The organism is Streptomyces longispororuber (assembly GCF_024448165.1).
Taxonomy (GTDB): Bacteria; Actinomycetota; Actinomycetes; order Streptomycetales; family Streptomycetaceae; genus Streptomyces; species Streptomyces longispororuber_A.
The window spans coordinates 1-3,060 of the sequence record NZ_JAMOLN010000401.1; the positions used below are offsets into that span (position 1 = coordinate 1).

The following is a 3,060-nucleotide window of genomic DNA, read 5'->3' on the forward strand; positions in this document are numbered from 1 at the left end:
CACCGGGCACACGCCTAGTGCTGGATCATCCGCGCCGCCATGCCCGCCTCGTAGTTCCCCGCGGGCTGCTGCGTGATCACGTTCATCCGGTTGAAGGCGTTGATCGCGGCGATGAGGCAGACCAGCGCCGCCAGCTGCTCCTCGTCGTAGTGCTTCGCGGCATCCGCCCACGCCGCGTCACTGACCCCACCGGCCGCATCCGCGAGACGCGTACCCTGCTCGGTCAGTTCGAGGGCGGCCCGCTCGGCCTCGGTGAACACCGTGGCCTCGCGCCAGGCGGCGACGAGGTGGAGCCGCGTCGAGGTCTCCCCCGCCGCCGCGGCCTCCTTGGTGTGCATGTCGAGGCAGCCCGAGCAGCCGTTGATCTGGCTGGCCCGGATCTTCACCAGCTCCTGCGTCGCCGCCGGCAGCTCCGACCCCACGACCGGCTTGTTCGCGGCGACGAGGTGCTTCACGAAGCCGAGGGCGACCTTGCTGCCGAACATGTTCAGACGGGCTTCCATGACGAGCTCCTGTTCCGTTGTCCTTGGGCCTACACCCATGGGACGGAACAGCCCGGCCGGCTGTGACACGGCCGGAAGTGACCTGGGTCACCTCCGGGCGGATCAGCCCTGGTACGCCTCGACGAGCTCCCGGGACCGCTTCACGTCGTCGGCGATCGCGTCGACGAGCTCGTCGAGCGAGTCGAACTTCGACATGCCGCGCACGTACGCCAGGAAGTCCACGGCCACGTGCAGCCCGTACAGATCGAGTCCGACGCGGTCGATGGCGTACGCCTCGACGGTCCGCTCGGTCCCGTCGAACTGCGGGTTCGTGCCCACGGAGATCGCTGCGGGCATCGCCTCGCCGTCGACGTGCAGCCAGCCCGCGTAGACGCCGTCCGCCGGGATCGCGGTGTGCGGCAGGGTCTCCACGTTGGCCGTCGGGAAGCCGAGCTCACGGCCGCGCTGCGCACCGCGCACCACGACGCCCTCGACCCGGTGCGGCCGTCCGAGGATCTCCTGGGCGCCCGCCACGTCGCCCTCGGCGACGAGGCGCCGGGTGAGCGTGGAGGAGAAGGGCGCGCCGCCGCCGGCGGTCCCGGACACCTTGAGGTCGATGACCTCGACGTCGAAGTCGTACGTCTCGCCCTGCTCGGCGAGGAAGCCGACGTTGCCCGCGGCCTTGTGCCCGAAGCGGAAGTTGGGGCCTTCGACGACCACGCGCGCGTGCAGCTTGTCGACGAGGACCTTCGCGACGAAGTCGGCGGGCGACAGCTTCGAGAACTCGGTGGTGAAGGGGAGGATCAGCACCGCGTCGACACCCAGCTCGGCCATCAGCTCGGCGCGGCGGTGGTGCGGGGCGAGCAGCGGCGGGTGCGAGCCCGGCCGGACGACCTCGCTCGGGTGCGGGTCGAAGGTGACGACGACCGCCGGGATGCCCAGCTCACGCGCGCGCTCCACGGCCCGGCCGATGATCAGCTGGTGACCGCGGTGCACTCCGTCGTACGAGCCGATGGTGACGACGCTGCGCCCCCAGTCCTGGGGGATGTCCTCCAAGCCACGCCAGCGCTGCACGGTGATTGCTCCTCGCAAACCTGTGTACGACGGTTCCGTCTCTTAAGTCTGTGCGTCTTCCGCCTACCCGAACACGCAGGTCTAAGAGTGCCATGCCGACCGCTCGCGCCTCGCATCGGGAGGTCAGGCGGGGACCCGTACCCCGGCGAGGTTCTCGATCATGCGCCGGGCGCTCGGTCCGACCAGGGCCGCCCACTCCTGCGGGGCCGCGCCCAGCCAGCGCGCCACCAGCCCGGCGAACCCCGGAACGCCGCGCGCGAGCTCCACGAGCCGGCGGTCGAAGCACGCCGCGCCCTCCGGGGTCCGCACCAGGAGGACGCCCGTACGGTGCACCAGCTCCCTGGTCCGCGCCTGCCCACGGGCGGCGGCGCCCCGCGCGGCCGCGTCCAGCACGGCGTCCAGGACGGCCGGGTCCCGCTCCTGCCCGAGCAGGACGTCGAGCAGTTCGGCCCGCAGGGCGCGCGAGGCGGCGGATCCGGGCGCGACGAGCACGGGCGCGACGGCCACCCGCACGGGCACCGGCCGGGTGCGCAGCAGCCCCACGGCGAGCGGGAACAGCACGGCCCGTGCGGCGGGCCCGTGCTCCAGGCGCCGGTCGACGAACACCGCCAGATGCCCGGCCGCCGCGTCCGGCAGGGTCTGCGCCCAGTCCTGTACGAGTCCGGCGGCGCGGCGCGCGAGCGCGGGTGTCGTCACGTCGGCGAGGGTCCGCAGCACGTCGCCGGTGCCGGGGCCCGGGTCCCTGAGCCGCGCCTGGAAGGCGGCGAGCACGGGCTCCGGGTGGGTGGCGAGGGCCGTCGCGAGCGCGTCCGCGGGCAGCTGCGCGTCCCCGGCGGCGAACCGCTTGCAGGCCTGCGCCAGATACGCGGACCGCGACTGCGGGTCCCGTACGAGGAGGGCGAGCGCGGCGCCGTGCAGCGAGCAGTCGGAGGGGCGGGCGAGGAGGGCCAGCGCCGCGTAGCGCAGCAGTCCGCGGTCGGCGTCGGTGGTCACGCGGGGCGCGGCCCGCAGCCCGTAGGCGGCCGCCGCCACGTGCCGCGCGGGCCGCTCGTCGTGCGCCCAGCGGTCGACGGCCCGGCAGAGGGCGGACGGTTCCTCGTCGGCGAGCGCGGCGAGCAGTTCGTCGGCGCGCGGGTGGGCGCAGTCGACGAGGGCCTCGGTGAGGTCGTCGACGGCGCGGTGCCGGTGGGTGTGGAGCAGGGCCTGTGCGGCGGTGGCGACGGTGGCGTCCGGCAGCGCGGGCAGCGCCCGCTCGTCGTCGAACCACCGGGTCAGCCGTCGCTGCACCCGCCCCGGGTCGGTGGCGAGCAGCTCGGCGACGGCGTCCAGATACCGGTCCCCGCGTCCCGGCTCCGGGTCCCGGACGACGAGTCGCCGCAGCAGCGCGAACCGGGTGTCGTCGTCGACGCCGACGGCCGTCCAGAACCACGGCCCGAAGGCCCCGGCATCGGCCAGCTCCTCCAGCACCTCCAGGTACTCCCGGGCATCCGGCACGCGCAACAAC

The 3,060-nt window shown here is 74.0% G+C and carries 2 protein-coding genes and 1 pseudogene; all 3 read right to left on the reverse strand.

Annotation, left to right across the window (positions count from 1 at the left end):
* Positions 1-14: 14 nt before the first annotated feature.
* Positions 15-503 carry a carboxymuconolactone decarboxylase family protein gene (locus M4J07_RS47310; RefSeq protein WP_255983521.1) on the reverse strand — a complete coding sequence of 163 codons (489 nt, stop codon included), beginning with the start codon at positions 501-503 and terminating at the stop codon, positions 15-17.
* Between the two features lie 102 nt (positions 504-605).
* Positions 606-1,556, reverse strand: coding sequence for a bifunctional riboflavin kinase/FAD synthetase (locus tag M4J07_RS47315; RefSeq protein ID WP_255983523.1), 951 nt, complete (start codon positions 1,554-1,556; stop codon positions 606-608).
* Between the two features lie 123 nt (positions 1,557-1,679).
* A pseudogene (locus M4J07_RS47320) lies at positions 1,680-3,060 on the reverse strand (serine protease); the annotation flags it as partial.